The sequence below is a fragment of the Pseudomonas sp. CF161 genome (assembly GCF_000416215.1).
Lineage (GTDB): Bacteria > Pseudomonadota > Gammaproteobacteria > Pseudomonadales > Pseudomonadaceae > Aquipseudomonas.
Genome location: NZ_ATLP01000093.1, coordinates 108,699 through 124,869 on the forward strand (window position 1 = coordinate 108,699; position 16,171 = coordinate 124,869).

The 16,171-nt window shown below is 60.7% G+C and carries 16 protein-coding genes; 15 read left to right on the forward strand and 1 reads right to left on the reverse strand.

The window, feature by feature from the left end:
- Positions 1–2 precede the first annotated feature (2 nt).
- From hscA to CF161_RS20335, 15 genes are all read left to right on the forward strand, one after another.
- Positions 3–1,865, forward strand: a complete 1,863-nt coding sequence (hscA, locus tag CF161_RS20265) for a Fe-S protein assembly chaperone HscA (protein ID WP_020298471.1) — start codon at positions 3–5, stop codon at positions 1,863–1,865.
- Between the two features lie 3 nt (positions 1,866–1,868).
- Positions 1,869–2,210: an ISC system 2Fe-2S type ferredoxin gene (gene fdx, locus CF161_RS20270; protein WP_020298472.1), complete on the forward strand. Its 342-nt coding sequence runs from the start codon at positions 1,869–1,871 to the stop codon at positions 2,208–2,210.
- Between the two features lie 14 nt (positions 2,211–2,224).
- Entirely contained in the window at positions 2,225–2,425 is a 201-nt protein-coding gene (gene iscX, locus CF161_RS20275; RefSeq protein ID WP_020298473.1) for a Fe-S cluster assembly protein IscX, read from the forward strand.
- Positions 2,426–2,517: 92 nt separating this feature from the next.
- Positions 2,518–2,943, forward strand: a complete 426-nt coding sequence (ndk, locus tag CF161_RS20280; protein ID WP_020298474.1) for a nucleoside-diphosphate kinase — start codon at positions 2,518–2,520, stop codon at positions 2,941–2,943.
- 28 nt (positions 2,944–2,971) lie between these two features.
- The gene (rlmN, locus tag CF161_RS20285; RefSeq protein WP_020298475.1) at positions 2,972–4,120 is read left to right on the forward strand and encodes a 23S rRNA (adenine(2503)-C(2))-methyltransferase RlmN; all 1,149 of its coding nucleotides are present in this window, start codon (positions 2,972–2,974) and stop codon (positions 4,118–4,120) included.
- Positions 4,121–4,132: 12 nt separating this feature from the next.
- Positions 4,133–4,891 (forward strand): type IV pilus biogenesis/stability protein PilW, encoded by a 759-nt coding sequence (gene pilW / locus CF161_RS20290; RefSeq protein WP_020298476.1) that lies wholly within the window; start codon positions 4,133–4,135, stop codon positions 4,889–4,891.
- Positions 4,891–5,898: a RodZ domain-containing protein gene (locus tag CF161_RS20295; protein WP_043229924.1), complete on the forward strand. Its 1,008-nt coding sequence runs from the start codon at positions 4,891–4,893 to the stop codon at positions 5,896–5,898. Before pilW ends, CF161_RS20295 begins: the two co-directional genes overlap by 1 nt.
- A 3-nt stretch (positions 5,899–5,901) precedes the next feature.
- Complete coding sequence (gene ispG, locus CF161_RS20300) at positions 5,902–7,011, forward strand: flavodoxin-dependent (E)-4-hydroxy-3-methylbut-2-enyl-diphosphate synthase (protein WP_020298478.1); 1,110 nt, start codon at positions 5,902–5,904, stop codon at positions 7,009–7,011.
- Positions 7,012–7,035: 24 nt separating this feature from the next.
- Positions 7,036–8,325 carry a histidine--tRNA ligase gene (hisS, locus tag CF161_RS20305; protein WP_020298479.1) on the forward strand — a complete coding sequence of 430 codons (1,290 nt, stop codon included), beginning with the start codon at positions 7,036–7,038 and terminating at the stop codon, positions 8,323–8,325.
- A gap of 41 nt (positions 8,326–8,366) precedes the next feature.
- The gene (locus CF161_RS20310; protein ID WP_020298480.1) at positions 8,367–9,008 is read left to right on the forward strand and encodes a tetratricopeptide repeat protein; all 642 of its coding nucleotides are present in this window, start codon (positions 8,367–8,369) and stop codon (positions 9,006–9,008) included.
- The gene (bamB, locus tag CF161_RS20315) at positions 9,001–10,152 is read left to right on the forward strand and encodes an outer membrane protein assembly factor BamB (RefSeq protein ID WP_020298481.1); all 1,152 of its coding nucleotides are present in this window, start codon (positions 9,001–9,003) and stop codon (positions 10,150–10,152) included. Before CF161_RS20310 ends, bamB begins: the two co-directional genes overlap by 8 nt.
- A 145-nt stretch (positions 10,153–10,297) precedes the next feature.
- Entirely contained in the window at positions 10,298–11,767 is a 1,470-nt protein-coding gene (der, locus tag CF161_RS20320) for a ribosome biogenesis GTPase Der (protein ID WP_020298482.1), read from the forward strand.
- A 170-nt stretch (positions 11,768–11,937) separates the two neighbouring features.
- Positions 11,938–13,086 (forward strand): pyridoxal phosphate-dependent aminotransferase, encoded by a 1,149-nt coding sequence (locus CF161_RS20325; RefSeq protein WP_020298483.1) that lies wholly within the window; start codon positions 11,938–11,940, stop codon positions 13,084–13,086.
- A complete protein-coding gene (locus tag CF161_RS20330) occupies positions 13,074–13,865 on the forward strand; it encodes an amidohydrolase (protein WP_020298484.1) in 792 nt (263 codons plus the stop codon). The genes CF161_RS20325 and CF161_RS20330 overlap by 13 nt, the downstream gene beginning before the upstream one ends.
- 85 nt (positions 13,866–13,950) lie before the next feature.
- Entirely contained in the window at positions 13,951–14,364 is a 414-nt protein-coding gene (locus tag CF161_RS20335) for a hypothetical protein (protein WP_020298485.1), read from the forward strand.
- Between the two features lie 86 nt (positions 14,365–14,450).
- Here the strand turns inward: CF161_RS20335 and leuA are convergent, their stop codons facing one another.
- Positions 14,451–16,130: a 2-isopropylmalate synthase gene (gene leuA / locus CF161_RS20340; RefSeq protein ID WP_020298486.1), complete on the reverse strand. Its 1,680-nt coding sequence runs from the start codon at positions 16,128–16,130 to the stop codon at positions 14,451–14,453.
- Positions 16,131–16,171: the final 41 nt, after the last annotated feature.

Consider the following 16,171-nt stretch of genomic DNA (forward strand, 5'->3'; position numbering starts at 1 on the left):
CCATGGCCCTACTGCAGATCGCCGAACCCGGCCAAAGTCCTCAACCGCACCAGCGTCGTCTGGCTGTGGGGATCGACTTGGGCACCACCAATTCGCTGGTCGCTGCATTGCGCAGTGGTCTTTCCGAACCGCTGGCGGACGCTGATGGGCGGGTAATCCTGCCTTCCGCCGTGCGCTACCACGCTGATCGTGTCGAGGTCGGCGAGTCTGCCCGGCTGGCGGCGTCTGCCGATCCCTTGAATACCGTGCTGTCGGTCAAGCGCTTGATGGGTCGTGGTCTGTCCGACGTCAAGCAATTGGGCGAGCAACTGCCGTATCGCTTTGTCGATGGCGAGTCGCACATGCCGTTCATCGACACGGTGCAGGGCCCGAAAAGCCCGGTCGAAGTCTCCGCCGAAATCCTCAAGGTGTTGCGTCAGCGCGCCGAGTCGACCTTGGGTGGCGAGTTGGTGGGGGCGGTGATCACGGTTCCGGCCTACTTTGACGACGCGCAGCGCCAGGCCACCAAGGACGCAGCCAAACTGGCGGGTCTGAATGTGCTGCGCTTGCTCAACGAGCCGACCGCAGCGGCGGTGGCCTATGGCCTGGATCAGCACGCCGAAGGCGTGGTGGCGATCTACGACCTGGGCGGCGGCACCTTTGATATTTCCATTCTGCGCCTGACTGGCGGTGTGTTCGAAGTGCTGGCCACCGGTGGCGACACCGCCCTGGGCGGCGATGACTTCGACCACGCGATTGCCGGCTGGATCATTGACAGTGCCGGTTTGTCGGCCGATCTCGATCCAGGCGCGCAGCGTCGCTTGCTGCAAACCGCCTGCGCCGCCAAGGAAGCCCTGACCCACGCCGATTCGGTGGACGTGGTCTATGGCGAATGGCGCGCGGCGCTGACTCGCGAGCAGTTCGACGCTCTGATCGAACCTATGGTTGCGCGTAGCCTCAAGGCGTGCCGCCGTGCGGTGCGTGATTCCAATGTCGAGCTCGACGATGTGCAGGCAGTGGTCATGGTCGGCGGTTCGACCCGTGTGCCACGCGTGCGCCAGGCTGTCGGCGAGATGTTCGGGCGTGAGCCGTTGACCGAAATCGACCCGGATCAAGTGGTGGCCATCGGGGCCGCGATCCAGGCCGATACCTTGGCCGGCAACAAGCGCGACGGTGGCGAACTGCTGTTGCTGGACGTGATTCCGCTGTCCCTGGGGCTGGAAACCATGGGCGGGCTGATGGAGAAGGTGATTCCACGCAACACCACCATCCCCGTCGCCCGTGCCCAGGACTTCACCACCTACAAGGATGGCCAGTCGGCCATGATGATTCACGTGCTGCAGGGCGAGCGCGAGCTGATCAGCGATTGCCGCTCCCTGGCGCGCTTCGAATTGCGCGGTATTCCGCCGATGGTGGCGGGTGCGGCGAAGATCCGCGTGACCTTCCAGGTCGATGCCGATGGCCTGCTCAGTGTGGCGGCCCGCGAGCTGGGTTCGGGCGTTGAAGCCAGCATCCAGGTCAAGCCGTCCTATGGCCTGACCGATGGCGAAATCGCCAAGATGCTCAAGGACTCGTTCCAATATGCCGGCGACGACAAGGTTGCCCGTGTTCTGCGCGAGCAGCAGGTCGATGCCCAGCGCCTGATCGAGGCGGTGCAAGGCGCCCTGGAGGCTGATGGAGAGCGCCTGCTGGATGCCGAAGAGCGCATGGTCATCGAGTTGCAGATGCAGGAACTGTCCGAACTGATGAAGGGTACCGATGGTTACGCCATCGAGCAGCAGACCAAGCGTCTGTCGCAAGTGACCGATGCTTTTGCTGCCCGACGCCTGGATTCGACGGTGAAAGCCGCGCTGGCGGGGCGCAACTTGAATGAAATCGAGGAATAACTGATGCCGCAGATCATTTTTCTGCCACATGCCGTGCTGTGCCCGGAAGGTCTGGTTGTAGAGGTTGCGCCCGGTACCTCGATTCTCGAAGTGGCCCACGATAACCATATCGAGATCGAAAGCGCCTGCGGCGGTGTCTGTGCCTGCACCACCTGCCACTGCGTGATTCGTGAAGGGTTCGATTCGCTGAATGAAGCGGACGAACTGGAAGAAGACATGCTGGACAAGGCCTGGGGGCTTGAGCCTCAGTCGCGTCTGTCCTGCCAGGCGATTGTCGGTGAAGAAGACCTGACCGTCGAAATCCCGAAATACTCGCTCAACCATGCCGCCGAAGCGCCGCACTGATTCAAGGAATAGTCATGAGTCTGAAGTGGGTTGATGTGCTGGAAATCGCGATTCAGCTGGCCGAATCCCGGCCGGAAGTGGATCCGCGCTATGTAAACTTTGTCGATCTGCACAAGTGGGTTCTGGCACTGCCGGAGTTCAGCGACGATCCGGCTCGCGGTGGCGAGAAAGTTCTTGAAGCAATTCAGGCTGCCTGGATCGAAGAAGCGGACTGAATCCGCGCTGTACGCAGTTAGGCAATCCCTATAAACCCGCGTATAATTCGCGGGTTTAATTTTTCGCAAATTACCGTTTCTGGAGTTACACCATGGCTGTTCAACGTACTTTCTCCATCATCAAGCCTGACGCTGTTGCAAAAAACGTCATCGGCAAGATCGTTTCCCGTTTCGAAGAAGCCGGCCTGCGCGTTGTAGCTTCGAAAATGAAGCAACTGTCCAAAGCTGAAGCCGAAGGCTTCTACGCTGAGCACAGCGCTCGTGGTTTCTTCGGCGAGCTGGTTGCCTTCATGACTTCCGGTCCGGTTGTCGTTCAGGTTCTGGAAGGCGAAAACGCTATCGCTCTGAACCGTGAGCTGATGGGCGCTACCAACCCTAAAGAAGCTGCTGCCGGCACCATCCGTGCTGACTTCGCCGAGTCCATCGACGCCAACGCCGTTCACGGTTCGGACTCCGAAGCCGCTGCTGCTCGCGAAATCGCTTACTTTTTCGCTGCTACTGAAGTAACCACTCGCTAAGCATTGGCTTAAGAGTGAAGGTGAATCCATGACTACATCGACTGTAAAAACCAACCTGTTGGGTCTGACTCAACAGGAAATGGAAAAATTCTTCGACTCAATCGGGGAGAAGCGTTTCCGTGCCGGTCAGGTAATGAAATGGATTCACCACCTTGGCGTCGATGATTTCGACGCCATGACGAACGTCAGCAAGGCCTTGCGCGACAAGCTCAAGGTGATTGCTGAGGTTCGCGGTCCGGAAGTCGTCAGCGAGGATATCTCCAGCGATGGCACCCGTAAATGGGTGGTGCGCGTGGCGTCCGGCAGCTGCGTCGAGACCGTGTACATTCCCCAGGGCAAACGCGGCACTCTGTGCGTTTCGTCCCAGGCAGGCTGTGCCCTGGATTGCAGTTTCTGCTCCACCGGCAAGCAAGGTTTCAATAGCAACCTCACCGCCGCCGAAGTCATCGGCCAGGTGTGGATTGCCAATAAATCGTTCGGCAGCATCCCGGCGACCGCCGACCGTGCCATCACCAACGTGGTGATGATGGGCATGGGCGAGCCGCTGCTGAACTTCGACAACGTCGTTGCGGCCATGCACCTGATGATGGACGACCTGGGTTACGGCATCTCCAAGCGCCGAGTGACCCTGTCGACCTCCGGCGTGGTGCCGATGATCGATGAGCTGTCCAAGCACATCGACGTCTCGCTGGCGTTGTCCCTGCACGCTCCCAACGATGCGTTGCGCAACCAGTTGGTGCCGATCAACAAGAAGTACCCGCTGAAGATGCTGCTCGAGTCGTGCCAGCGCTACATGTCGTCCCTGGGCGAAAAGCGCGTGCTGACCATCGAGTACACCTTGCTCAAGGACATCAACGACAAGGTCGAGCATGCGGTTGAAATGATCGAGTTGCTCAAGAACATTCCGTGCAAGATCAACCTGATCCCGTTCAACCCGTTCCCGCACTCCGGTTACGAGCGGCCGAGCAACAATGCCATCCGTCGTTTCCAGGACCAGCTGCATCACGCCGGTTTCAACGTCACCGTGCGCACCACCCGTGGCGAAGACATCGATGCGGCCTGTGGCCAACTGGTCGGGCAGGTGCTGGACCGCACCCGTCGCAGCGAACGCTATATTGCGGTGCGCGAGTTGAGCGCCGATGCCGATATGCCGCAAAGCGCCGCGAATCGTACTTGAGAGAGGCTCTCCATGACCTTTCGCGTTGCGCTGCTGTTGCTGGTTGTCAGCCTCTCGGCTGGCTGCGTTCTGTCGGGTGATTTCAACCCGCTGAACACCAGCAAGGGCCGCGATGAAGCGCGTCAGGCCTATGTGCAACTGGGTTTGGGGTATCTGCAGCAGGGCCTGACCGAACGTGCCAAGGTGCCGCTGAAGAAGGCCCTGGAGCTGGATGAGTCGGACGCCGATGCCAATGCTGCACTGGGATTGGTGTTCCAGGCCGAGATGGAACCGGAGCTGGCCGACGAGCATTTTCGCAAGGCCCTGGCCGCGCGCCCTGCCGATGCTCGGATCCTCAATAACTACGGCAGCTTTCTCTTCGAAGAAAAACGTTACAAAGAGGCTTATCAGCGCTTTGAACAGGCTGCTGCTGATACCCTGTACCCCGAGCGTTCTCGCGTGTTCGAGAACCTTGGCATGACCGCAAAGAAATTGGGGCAGCGCGAGTTGGCCCAGCAGCAACTGGAAAAAGCCCTGCGTCTGAATCGTCAACAACCGCACGCCTTGTTGGAAATGGCTGAGTTGTCCTTCGAAGACAGGCATTATGTCCCCGCACGCGACTATTACGACCGTTTTAGCCTGCTGAGCGAGCAAAATGCACGTAGTCTATTGCTCGGCGTTCGGCTGGCGGATGTGTTTGAAGATCGCGACAAGGCCGCCAGTTATGGTCTGCAATTAAAACGACTCTATCCCGGTACGCCGGAATATCAGCAATACCTGTCGGAGCAATGATGAAAGCGGCGCATCCCGAAGTTCTAGCAGTGACTCGCGTAAACCCCGGTGAGACCCTGCGTCAGGCCCGCGAAAGCAATGGTTGGTCGCAGGCAGAAGTGGCCCTGAAGCTCAATCTCACCGTGAACTCGCTGAATAATCTGGAAACCGGTGCTTTCGACAAGCTGCCGGGACATACCTTTTCCCGTGGTTATATCCGTGCCTACGCCAAGTTGCTGGGGATGGAGCAGACCAACCTGGTCCAGCAGTTCGATCTTTACACCGGCTCCGACTCTCAAGGCAGCAGCGTGCATGCCTTGGGTCGTATTGAAGAACCGGTTAGGGTTTCCCACACCATTTTGCGCATTGTCAGCCTGTTGCTGCTGGTGGCGGTGGTCGGCGGTGGCTTTATCTGGTGGCAGGACCAGACCTCGTTGCGCAGCAAGGACCTGACTTCGTTTGGCCAGGAGCACGTCGAAGTCGAAGGCGCCGATGGCACCACACAGATTCACCCGATCGACGAGCCGGAAGACCAGGCCGTGGTCGAAAGCCAGGCTGAAGGGGGCGCAACCAACCTCGCCCTGCCACAGGCTCAGACCCCGGTTGAAGCCCCGGCCAGCCCTGCCGCACCTGCGGCGTCTGCTCCAACCGTTGCCGCGCCGGCCCATACCGCGCCGGCTCCGGTGGTCAGCGCCCCGGCAGCTGCCGCGCCGATTGCGCCGGTAACTCCAGCACCAACTGCTGCCGCGTCAGCCGTACAGGCCCCCGCAGCAGCCCCGGTGGCCGGTTCGGGCCAGGTGCAGATTCAATTCATCGCTGATTGCTGGGCCCAGGTCATTGATGGCAATGGCAAGGTGCTGCTCAGTGGCCTCAAGCGCAAAGGCGAAACCGCCGACGTGACGGGCAAGCCGCCATTTGCCGTACGCCTGGGCTACGCCCGTGGCGCGCAAATCAGCTACAACGGACAAGCGGTCGATGTGGCTCCGTTCACCAGTGGCGAGACCGCTCGCCTGAAGTTAGGTCAATAAGTCATGCACGGCGAATCTCCAATCAAACGTCGCGAGTCCCGCAAAATCTGGGTCGGCTCGGTGCCCGTGGGGGGCGATGCCCCGATCGCGGTGCAGAGCATGACCAACAGCGATACCAATGACGTGGCCGCCACCGTGGCCCAGATCAACCGCCTGGAAGCCGCAGGCGTGGATATCGTGCGGGTATCGGTCCCGGACATGGACGCTGCCGAAGCATTCGGTCGCATCAAGCAGTTGGTCAAGGTCCCGCTGGTGGCCGACATCCACTTCGACTACCGGATCGCCCTGCGCGTGGCCGAGCTGGGCGTCGATTGCCTGCGGATCAACCCGGGCAACATCGGTCGTGAAGACCGTGTGCGTGCGGTGGTCGATGCCGCCCGTGATCGCGGGATCCCGATCCGCATCGGCGTCAACGCCGGTTCCCTGGAAAAGGACCTGCAGAAGAAATACGGCGAACCGACCCCGGCAGCCCTGGTTGAGTCGGCCCTGCGTCACGTCGAGCACCTGGAACGCCTGAATTTCCAGGACTTCAAGGTCAGCGTGAAGGCTTCCGACGTGTTCATGGCCGTCGAAGCCTACCGCCTGCTGGCCAAGGAAATCGTCCAGCCGCTGCACCTGGGCATCACCGAAGCCGGTGGTTTGCGCTCAGGCACGGTGAAATCCGCCGTGGGCCTCGGTATGCTGCTCGCCGACGGGATTGGCGATACTATTCGCATCTCGCTGGCGGCTGACCCGGTCGAGGAAGTGAAAGTCGGCTACGACATTCTCAAATCCCTGCACCTGCGTTCCCGTGGTATCAACTTCATCGCCTGCCCGAGCTGCTCGCGGCAGAACTTCGATGTGGTCAAGACCATGAACGAGCTGGAAGGGCGCCTTGAAGACCTGTTGGTGCCGCTGGATGTTGCGGTTATCGGCTGTGTGGTCAACGGTCCGGGTGAAGCCAAGGAGGCCCATATCGGCCTGACTGGCGGTACACCGAACCTGATTTACATCGACGGCAAGCCGTCGCAGAAATTGACGAATGAGAATCTGGTGGATGAGCTGGAAAAGCTGATCCGCCAGAAAGCGGCCGAAAAGGTCGAAGCTGACGCTGCGGTGATCGCGCGCGGCTGATTCAACAGAATTTAAGGATTTTTAGTGAGCAAGTCTCTGCAAGCCATTCGTGGCATGAATGACATCCTGCCCGAGCAGACGCCCCTGTGGCGCTATTTCGAGAGCACTGTGGCGCGCCTGCTGGATAACTACGGTTACAAGCAGATCCGCATGCCGATCGTCGAGTTCACCGATCTGTTCAAGCGCTCCATCGGTGAAGTGACCGACATTGTCGAAAAAGAGATGTACACCTTCGAAGACCGTAACGGCGACTCCCTGACCCTGCGTCCGGAAGGCACCGCCGCGTGCGTGCGCGCGGTCCTTGAGCACGGCATTACCGGCGGTGGCCAGGTGCAGAAGTTGTGGTACATCGGCCCGATGTTCCGCCACGAACGCCCGCAGAAAGGCCGTTATCGCCAGTTTCACCAGATCGGTTGCGAAGTGTTCAACCTTGACGGTCCGGACATCGACGCCGAACTGATCGTGCTGACCTGGCGCCTGTGGGGCGAGCTGGGTATTCGTGATGCGGTCAAGCTCGAACTCAACAGCCTGGGCACCGCCGAGGCTCGCGCCCGTTATCGCGACGCGTTGGTGGAATTCCTCTCGGCCCGTCTCGAGTCGCTGGATGAAGACAGCCAGCGCCGTCTGAAAACCAACCCGCTGCGGGTGCTCGATACCAAGCATCCCGAGACTCAGGCGGTATTGGTGGATGCGCCGAAACTGGCCGACTACCTCGACGAAGAGTCGCGGGTGCATTTCGAAGGCCTCAAGGCGCGCCTGGACGCTGCCGGCATTCCGTACGTGATCAACCCCAAGTTGGTCCGTGGCCTGGATTACTACAGCAAGACGGTTTTCGAATGGGTCACCGACAAGCTTGGCGCCCAGGGCACTGTCTGCGCGGGCGGTCGTTACGACGGCCTGGTGGAGCAGATGGGCGGCAAGCCGACCCCGGGCGTAGGTTTTGCCATGGGTATCGAGCGCCTGGTGCTGCTGCTGGAAACCCTGGAGCAGATCCCGGACGAGATTTCTCGTCAGGTCGATGTCTACCTCTGCGCCTTTGGCGAGGCTGCCGAACTGGCTGCCCTGGCCCTGAGCGAGCGGGTTCGCGATCAACTGCCAAACCTGCGCCTGCAGATCAACGCCGGCGCCGGCAGCTTCAAGAGTCAATTCAAGAAGGCCGACAAGAGCGGTGCGCTGTACGCACTGATCCTCGGTGACGACGAACTGGCCCAGCAAGTGGTAGGTTTCAAACCCCTGCGTGGCCAGGGCGAACAACAAAGCATTGCCTGGGATGCGCTCGCTGCACACCTGGCCACCTGCGTCGTGCAGGGTTGAAGCTGTCAAACAGCCGAATTTAGCGATTAAGGAGTATTGGGGTGTCGAGTACCGAAGATGAACAGCTGACGGAATTCAAAGACTGGTGGCAGCGCAACGGCAAACCCCTGGTCACTGGCGGCCTGTTGGCGCTGGTCATCGTGTTCGGCTGGCAGGCCTGGCACAAGTATCAGAGCAACCAGTCGCAAGGCGCCTCGATGCTCTATCAGCAATTGCTTGAAACCACGCTGACCCCTGACGGCAAGCCGGATGCGGCGCGCGTTGCGGACCTGGCCGGCAAGCTCAACAGCGAGTTCGGCGGCACCGCCTACGCGCAGTACGGCAGCCTGTTCGTGGCCAAGGTCGCGGTCGATACCGGCAAGCTGGACGATGCTGCCAGTGAGCTCAAGGCGATTGCCGACAAGCCTGTGAACCCGACTCTGGGTGAAGTTGCACGTCAGCGCCTGGCGCAGGTACTGGCCGCACAGAACAAAGCCGATGAAGCGCTGAAGCTGCTCGACGGCGATGCTGACAAGTCGTTCCTGGCCACTCGCGAAGAGCTCAAGGGCGACCTGCTGGTCCAGCTGGGCCGGATCGACGAAGCCCACGCGGCTTACCAAAAAGCCAAGGCTGCGCTGTCTGATGAAGCGGCGGTCGGTGGCCTACAAATCAAGCTGGACGACCTGGCCAAAGGGGATGCGTGACGTGATTCGTTGGAAACATGCAGCATTGCTGGCTCTGGCCATTCTGGCCGCGGGTTGCAGCAGCAACAGCAAAAAAGAACTGCCGCCGGCTGAGCTGGTCGACTTCAAAGAAGAAGTGGTCCTGCAGAAGCAGTGGAGCCGTTCGATCGGTGACGGCCAGGGCGAAACCTACAACATGCTGGTTCCGGCCATCGACGGTGACACCATCTATGCCGCGGACGTTACCGGCGTGGTGGTGTCCCTGGATCGCATGAACGGCGACGTCAAATGGAAGAAGGACCTGGAACTGCCTGTTTCCGGCGCCGTTGGCGTGGGTTACGGCCTGGTCATGATCGGCACGCTGAAGGGCGAAGTGGTTGCCCTGGATGCGTCCAGCGGCGAAGAAAAATGGCGCGCTCGCGTGACCAGTGAAGTTTTGGCCCCACCTGCCAGCAATGGCGATGTGGTGGTGGTGCAAACCCAGGACGACCGTGTGATTGGCCTCGACGCCAGCACCGGTAACCAACTCTGGCTCTATGACAGCACCCCTGCGGTGCTGACGCTGCGTGGTACCAGTGCTCCGGTGGTGACCAACCGCCTGGCAGTTGCCGGCCTGTCCACCGGTAAAGTGGTCGCGCTGGATATCCGCAACGGCGTGCCGGTGTGGGAGCAGCGTGTGGCTATTCCCCAGGGCCGTTCCGAGCTGGATCGGGTCGTCGACATCGACGGTGGCTTGCTGCTGTCGGGCGGCACCCTGTATGTCGCCAGCTATCAGGGTCGCGTTGCGGCACTGGACCTGGAAAGCGGTCGCCCGCTCTGGCAGCGTGATGCTTCCAGCTATGCCGGCGTCGCCCAGGGTTTTGGCAGCGTGTACGTGAGCCTGTCGTCGGGCACCGTTGAAGGTGTCGACGAGCGCTCCACCACTGCCCTGTGGAGCAACGATTCGCTGGCTCGCCGCCAACTGTCGGCTCCGGAAGTGTTCTCCAGCTACGTGGCGGTCGGTGACCTGGAAGGTTACCTGCATCTGCTGAGCCAGGTTGACGGTCGTTTCGTCGGCCGTCAGCGCATCGACAGCGACGGCCTGCGTGCGCGTCCGCTGGTGGTGGGTGACATGATTTATGTGTATGGCAACAGCGGCAAACTGGAAGCCCTGACCATCAAGTAATGGTTTGACTATGCTTGGGGGCAGCAATGTCTCCAGGCGGCCTTGCCTTGGCAAGGCTCGTAGCACTTGAACGTGCTGCCCCGAGCACCAGCCGCTGCCTCGCAGCGGCTTTTGTATTTTCTGAAATAACGCAGTGGAGAGCCGCATGGTTCCCGTAATCGCCCTGGTGGGTCGACCGAACGTCGGCAAGTCCACCTTGTTCAACCGCCTGACTCGGACTCGCGACGCCATCGTCGGCGACTTGTCCGGTCTGACCCGTGATCGCCAATACGGTGAGGCCAAGTGGCAAGGGCGCTCCTACATTCTGGTCGACACCGGTGGTATTTCCGGTGACGAACATGGCATGGATGAAAAGATGGCCGAGCAGTCGCTGCTGGCCATTGAAGAAGCCGACGTCGTTCTGTTCCTGGTAGACGCCAAAGCCGGTTTCACCGCGGCTGACCAGATGATCGCCGAGCACTTGCGCAAGCGTAACAAGCGCTCCTACGTGGTCGCCAACAAGGTCGACAACATCGACCCGGAAATGGCCCGCGCCGAATTCGCCCCGTTGGGCATGGGCCACGCGATTCCAATCGCCGGCGCTCATGGCCGTGGCATCACGCAGATGCTGGAGATCGCCCTGAGCGATTTCCCGAGAGATGAAGAAGAGCCGGAAGAAGGCGAGGAAGAGATCGTTGCCGAAGGCGAGGAAGCCAAGCGCATTCCTGGCCCTAGCGAAAAGGACGGGATCAAGATCGCCATCATCGGCCGGCCGAACGTCGGCAAGTCGACCCTGGTCAACCGCATGCTCGGTGAGGATCGGGTCATCGTCTACGACCAGCCCGGCACCACCCGCGACAGCATCTACATCCCGTTCGAACGTAACGAGGAAAAGTACACGCTGATCGACACCGCCGGTGTGCGCAAGCGCGGCAAGATCCACGAGGAAGTTGAAAAGTTCTCGGTGGTGAAAACCCTGCAGGCGATCAAAGACGCCAACGTGGTGATCTTTGTGATGGACGCCCGCGAAGGCGTGGTGGACCACGACCTCAACCTGCTGGGCTTTGCCCTGGAGGCCGGTCGGGCACTGGTGATCGCGATCAACAAGTGGGACGGCATGACGCCGAGCGAGCGCGATTTCGTGAAGATCGAGCTGCAACGTCGGCTGTTCTTCGTCGAGTTCGCCGATATCCACTTTATCTCGGCGCTGCACGGCACCGGCGTGGGCAACCTCTACGCGTCGGTCCAGAACTCGTTCAAGTCCGCAGTGACCCGCTGGCCGACCAACCGTCTGACCCAGATCCTGGAAGACGCGGTAGGCGAGCACGCACCGCCGATGGTCAACAACCGCCGGATCAAGCTGCGTTACGCCCACTTGGGTGGTGCCAACCCGCCGATTATCGTGATCCACGGTAACCAGATCGAGAAGGTGCCCAAGTCGTATGTGCGTTACCTGGAAAACACCTACCGCCGTGTCTTGAAACTGGTCGGTACGCCGATCCGTATCGAGTTCAAGGGTGGCGAGAACCCATACGAAGGCAACAAGAACACGTTGACTGACCGTCAGGTGAACAAGAAGCGCCGTTTGATGACTCACCACAAGAAAGCCGACAAGAAACGCCGCGATAAGAAGTGAGCCGCGGCGAGTGACACGCAGCAAGTTTCAACGCTTGCCGCTTAAAACGTGAAGCCTGCAGCTGCTGTCAAAAAGGGTCCTATATGGACCCTTTTTTAATGGCCGGCGTTTGGGCTATCCTCGGGCTCTCCCGCGCCGCCGTAGAGCCGGGTGTTCAGCAGGGAATCCCCATGATCACCAGTAAGTTGCCGAACGTCGGCACCACCATCTTCACCCAAATGTCTCAGCTCGCTGCCGAAACCGGTGCGCTCAACCTGTCCCAGGGTTTCCCGGATTTCGACGGGCCGCAGGCATTGCGCGACGCCGTTGGCCGGCATATCGCCAATGGCCATAACCAATACGCGCCCATGACTGGGCTGCCGGTGCTGCGCCAGCAAGTGGCGGCCAAGATCGCCCGCAGCTATGGCGTGCAGGTTAATCCCGACACTGAAGTGACCATCACGCCTGGCGCGACCCAGGCGATTTTCTGCGCCATTCAGGCGGTGATCCAGCGCGGTGACGAGGTGATCGTCTTCGACCCGTGCTACGACAGCTACGAACCTTCGGTCGAGCTGGCCGGCGGCCGTTGCGTGCATGTGCAACTGGGTGTGAAGGACTTCGCCATCGATTGGCAAAAGCTCGGTGAAGCCCTGAGCCCGCGCACCCGCATGATCATTCTCAACAGCCCGCACAACCCCAGCGGCGCGCTGATCTCACGGGCCGAGCTGGATAAGTTGGCGGCGCTGATTCGTGATCGCGACATTTACCTGGTCAGCGATGAGGTGTACGAGCACCTGGTGTTCGACGGTGTACCCCATGTCAGCGTGCTGGCCCATGAGGAGCTGTATCAGCGGGCGTTCGTGGTCAGCTCGTTCGGCAAGACTTACCACGTCACCGGCTGGAAAACCGGTTATGTGGTGGCTCCCCCGGCGCTGAGCGCCGAGCTGCGCAAGGTGCATCAATATGTCAGCTTCTGCGGCGTGACCCCTTTGCAGTACGCTTTGGCCGACTACATGGCCGAGCACCCGGAACATGTCGAAGAACTGCCCGCGTTCTACCAGGCCAAGCGTGATCTGTTCTGCGATCTGCTGGCCCCTTCGCGGTTCAGTTTTACCCGGGTGGCCGGTACTTATTTCCAATTGGTGGACTATTCACAGATTCGTCCGGACCTGAATGATGTCGAGATGGCGATCTGGATGACCCGTGAACACGGCGTGGCGACCATTCCGGTGTCGGTGTTCTACCAGAGCCCACCGCAGGAACAGCGTCTGGTACGCCTGTGTTTTGCCAAGCGCGAGGAGACGCTGCGTCAAGCGGCAGAGAAGCTATGCGTGATTTGAGTGCGTTACCCAATCTGAATGTGGCGCTGATCCAGACCACCCTGGCCTGGCATGATCGCCAGGCCAACTTCGAGCACTTCGAGCAGTTACTTGAACAGGCCCGCGGTGCGGACCTGATTATCCTGCCCGAGATGTTCACCACTGGATTTTCCATGGAGTCCGAAACCCTGGCCGAGGCCGAGAATGGCCCCACCAGTAAATGGTTGCGCACCCAGGCCGCGAAACTCGGTGCGGTGATCACTGGTAGCGTGATTGTCCAGGCCGCCGACGGCAGCCATCGCAACCGCCTGCTGTGGGCGCGGCCCGATGGTGAGGTCTGGCACTACGACAAGCGCCACCTGTTTCGCATGGCCGGCGAGCACAACCACTACACCCCCGGCGAGCGCCAGGTGCAGTTCGAGCTCAAGGGGTGGCGAGTGCGTCCACTGATTTGCTACGACCTGCGCTTTCCGGTGTGGAGTCGCGATGCCCACGACACCGACCTGCTGCTGTACACCGCCAACTGGCCAGGTGCGCGGCGCCAGCACTGGAATCGCCTGTTGCCGGCGCGGGCCATTGAAAACCTGTGCTATGTGGCCGCTGTGAACCGCGTGGGCACCGACGGTAAAGGCTTTGCCTATACCGGTGACAGCCAGGTGCTGGATTTCCAGGGCGAGACGCTGCTCAGCGCCGGCGACGCCGATGGCGTATTCCAGGTATGCCTGGATGCGGCGGAACTGGCGGCCTATCGCACCCGGTTCCCGGCCAACCTGGACGCCGATACCTTTGTGTTCACCTGAGGGCGACGGCCGCTTTTTGCATGGGCGGCCTATCAAGATTTGTCGCTGAAAGTCGATAGCAGGTTCAACCAAGGAGATTCAATTCATGACCAGTATCGGCGTCACAGCGGTTAACCCTTTCCCGGTCTCAGCGCCCAAGGTCCTGATCAACGGTGCTGATCCGAGCACTGCCAACAGCGCTGTACTTGCGCCGGTCGAGGGCGAGGCGGAAGGGGGCAGTAAAGAGCTGCGTGTCGACTCTGCCGGGGCCAGTATCGATGCGGTGAAAGGCGGTGGTGACCCGGTCGCAGAGCTGAAAAAGCAGATCGAGCAAACGCAGAAGATGTTGGCGCAGCAGCAACAGGAGCTGGCCAGCGCGCAGCGCAGCCAGGCCACTGAAGAGCAGAAAGCCCAGCGCGTGATGACCATCCAGGCGCAGATCGCCGTCACCAGCAGCACCCTGCAAACCTTGCAGGCGGCGCTGTTGCAAGCCATGTTCAGCGTTGATGTGCATGCTTGAGGGCCAAGCCCTCGCTGTGAATAATCAAGCCCAATAAAAAGGCCCCGAGGCGTTCACCTCGGGGCCTTTTGCGTTGCGGCCGGGGTTTATGCGGCCTTGGCTTCCTGCTGGCTCAGGGAGCGGTTCAGGGCACTGAACAGCGCCTTGAAGCTGGCAGTGGTGATGTTTTCATCGATACCCACGCCATGCACCGCACGTTCACCGTCGACCCGCAGCTCGATGTAGGCTGCGGCCTTGGCGTTGGTGCCCGCGCCGATGGCGTGTTCGTTGTAGTCCATGATCTCCACCGGGATTGGCAGGCCGGCCACCAGTGCCTCCAGGGCACCGTTGCCTTTGCCGCGCCAGTGCAGGTTGGTCTCGCCCTGGCCCTTGCTCGACACTTCGACTTCAACGGCGCTGTGGCCGTTCTCTTCCTGCAGGCGATGGCTGACCAGCGCATACGGGGTGTTGGCTTGCAGGTACTCGCTGTGGAGCAGGGCGTGGATCTGCTGCGCGGTCATCTCCAGGCCGAGGCGGTCGGTTTCACGCTGTACCACCTGGCTGAACTCGATCTGCATGCGGCGCGGCAAGTTGATGCCGTATTCCTGCTCCAGCAGGTAAGCGATACCCCCCTTGCCCGACTGGCTGTTGACGCGAATCACCGCCTCATAGCTGCGACCGATATCGGCCGGGTCGATCGGCAAGTACGGCACTTCCCACAGGGCGTCCGACTTCTGCTGGGCGAAGCCTTTGCGGATGGCATCCTGGTGCGAACCGGAGAACGCGGTGTGTACCAGATCGCCGACGTACGGATGACGTGGGTGCACCGGAATCTGGTTGCACTCTTCCACCACCTTGCGCACGCCGTCGATGTCCGAGAAGTCCAACTCAGGGTCGACGCCCTGGGTGTAGAGGTTCAGGGCCACGGTCACCAGGTCGACGTTGCCGGTGCGTTCGCCGTTGCCGAACAGGCAACCTTCAACGCGGTCAGCTCCGGCCATCAGGCCCAACTCGGTGGCGGCTACGCCGGTGCCACGGTCGTTGTGGGTGTGGAGGCTGATCAGCACGCTGTCACGACGGTTGATATGGCGGCCGAACCATTCGATCTGGTCGGCATAGATGTTCGGGGTCGCGCATTCGACGGTGGCCGGGAGGTTGAGGATTACCTTGTTGGTTGGCGTCGGGTTCCAGACTTCAATCACCGCATCACAGACTTCCTTGGCGAAATCCAGTTCAGTGGCGCTGAAGGTTTCCGGCGAGTACTCGAACTGCCATTGGGTTTCGGGCTGCAAGGCGGCGTATTTGACGAACAGCTTGGCGGCGTTGACCGCAATGGCCTTGATCCCGTCCTTGTCCTGGTTGAAGACGATGCGGCGGAAAGAAGGGGAGGTCGCGTTGTACAGGTGAACGATGGCTTTTTTCGCCCCGCGCAAGGACTCGAAGGTGCGCTCGATCAAGTCTTCACGGCCTTGGGTCAGCACCTGGATGGTGGTGTCGTCCGGGATGTGGCCGTCTTCGATCAGGGTGCGCACGAAATCGAAGTCAGTCTGGGAGGCGGCTGGGAACGAGGCTTCGATTTCTTTCACGCCCACGGCGACCAGGGTTTTCCAGAAGCGCAACTTCTTGACCGCATCCATCGGCTCGATCAGCGACTGGTTGCCATCACGCAAGTCGGAGCTGCACCAGATCGGCGCGCTGGTGATGGTCTTCGACGGCCAAGTGCGATCCGGCAAGTTGATGGTCGGGAACGCGCGGTACTTGGAGGACGGGTCTTTGAGCATGCTCATGGGGAAATCCTTATTGTCCGGGCCGAAAAGAGGCGGCCTGC